Genomic DNA, 2,066 nt, shown 5'->3' on the forward strand with positions numbered 1-2,066 from the left:
TGCGGCAAGACTTAAAAACCCAAAAGCAATAGAAAATACATTAAATACATATATTTCAAAAATGGATAATTATATTGGAGATAGAAGTAGTGGTGTGATAATTTTGCCTGAATACATAAAACAAAAGACATTAGAATTAGGTATTCCGGAGAAAACAACTAAAGAACAATGGGATATAATAAACAACTCTATTAAAAATGCATCGTCAAAAAATATAAAAATTGATATTACTATAATTAAGGAGTAGTCAATGTTCACATCAAAAAATCATAATTTATATGCGGATATTTATTTTAATTATGATTATTATATAATAGTGACAATATCGGGATGCTATATTCATTTTATAGATTTTAGAAATGAATATAAAATATTAAATGATAATGTTGCTAATAACGATTTAGGCTATTATGCTAAAATAGCATTAGCTAAAAGTGAAAAATTAGATGAAAACTCTGAGTATTTTAATCAACTTTATAATGATAAAACATCTTATCCTAAATGGACAAAAAAAATAATTAAAGAATATGGATATAAAAATAAAACGTCATTGTTTAAAAATATGAAATTATGTGGTTTAAGTGTTATTGAAGGAGAAATTATTATTAGACCTCAAAACCATTTACGCATGGATCATTGGGTAGGGCAAGGAATTCCCGATAGTGCAATTATTACATTAAATGCTGATTGTAGTGATGAGCTTTTGGGGGCATCGATAAAAGAAGGATTTACACGTTGTATTAGCAGAAGAGTTTAATATTAATAAATTAATATAGAAAATTTATTTATTAAAACTAACTTTATATACTAGTAATTACATAAACCATCACCTTATTATTTATTAATAGTAAGTGATGGTCTATTTAATATCATATTATGGATAATTAACACAATGTAGCAATAATAACTTGGTCTGCATTAAACAACGCGGTGACAGTATCATTCAGATGTAAATTTTGCTCTTTAACATGCTGATTAGAACATGTGGCACACACTTCTTGTCCACCTTCTAGAGTAACAACAAGTTCGCTGTTTTCACTGCCTGTTTCAATATGTGTTAATGCACCTGATAATACATTGTCATATTGTTGTGTTTGTGTCGTATTTTTTTCAATATGTACCCAAGGCGCTTTGATTAAAATAAGGACTTCTTTGCCTTTTTTCAGGCCTAATCTATCTGCACTTTTTTCTGTTAATGCAGCTCGGATAATCGTTTTTTTATCTGCAAGTTGCACATTAACATGTTGTTGAACTTGCAGGTTGTCACGCTCAATAATCGTACCAAAAAATTGGTTTCTGGCACTGGTTTGTAATGAAAAGCGAGAAATAGCAGCTAAAAGGCTATCAAGAGGGAGTGAATCGTCTTTAAGGACATCAAATGCTTTTTGTTGAATTTGCCCTAAAAGATCGTAAAGTTGCAATAAACGCTCACAATAATGTGTTAGCGTTGCACCGCCACCACCTTTACCGCCAGTGGCTCTATCAACAAGTAGTTCGTCTGCGAGTTGATTCATCTCATTTATGGCATCCCATGCGCTTTTATAGCTGATGCCTGCCATTTTTGCCCCTTGACTGATTGAACCTGTCGCTTTTATCTGTTTTAGCAATGCAACACGACGAGGATCGGCAAATAGCTTATCTTGAAGTTTAAGTGTGAGTAATATTTCTGCTTGCATATGATAGGCTTCTTCTGTTTTATGTGTTTACCGCATTTTTTGTGCCGACACACTGTGATAATTCTCTAGAATAGAGATAACTATAGCGTTATTATTCGTTATTCGTGAAGAAATGCCAACTCTGGCTTTCCGAATATACCATGATAAAGAGGTTATCATGCTTGAATTATTGAAAAGTTTAGGGTTTGCTCTCTTGATGGTACCTGTTGTTATGGTGCTTATCATGGGCATTATTTATGGTTTAGGTGAAGTATTTAACTTGATTTCACCTCGTCCGCAAAAAGCGGATAAAAACTCATAACCTAACAAGCCTATTTAGAACAGCCCTTTAGAAATAAAGGGCTGTTTTTTTCTATTTTTATCAAGAAAACAAGTAATGATATTCTTCCT

At 31.8% G+C, this 2,066-nt stretch carries 4 protein-coding genes; 3 read left to right on the forward strand and 1 reads right to left on the reverse strand.

Annotated features, from left to right (window positions below; genetic code table 11):
* Positions 1-247: endonuclease toxin domain-containing protein (locus tag M983_RS17575; RefSeq protein WP_210433250.1), on the forward strand; the 247-nt coding region annotated here is incomplete at its 5' end.
* A gap of 3 nt (positions 248-250) precedes the next feature.
* Positions 251-757, forward strand: a complete 507-nt coding sequence (locus M983_RS13410; RefSeq protein WP_066751844.1) for a contact-dependent growth inhibition system immunity protein — start codon at positions 251-253, stop codon at positions 755-757.
* Between the two features lie 127 nt (positions 758-884).
* Here the strand turns inward: M983_RS13410 and modE are convergent, their stop codons facing one another.
* Positions 885-1,676, reverse strand: a complete 792-nt coding sequence (modE, locus tag M983_RS13415; RefSeq protein WP_066751847.1) for a molybdenum-dependent transcriptional regulator — start codon at positions 1,674-1,676, stop codon at positions 885-887.
* Between the two features lie 157 nt (positions 1,677-1,833).
* Between modE and M983_RS17120 the strand changes: the two genes are divergently transcribed.
* A complete protein-coding gene (locus tag M983_RS17120; protein WP_074388176.1) occupies positions 1,834-1,977 on the forward strand; it encodes an AcrZ family multidrug efflux pump-associated protein in 144 nt (47 codons plus the stop codon).
* The last annotated feature ends 89 nt before the right edge of the window (positions 1,978-2,066 follow it).

The sequence above is a fragment of the Proteus myxofaciens ATCC 19692 genome, assembly GCF_001654855.1.
In the GTDB taxonomy this organism is placed as follows: Bacteria; Pseudomonadota; Gammaproteobacteria; order Enterobacterales; family Enterobacteriaceae; genus Proteus; species Proteus myxofaciens.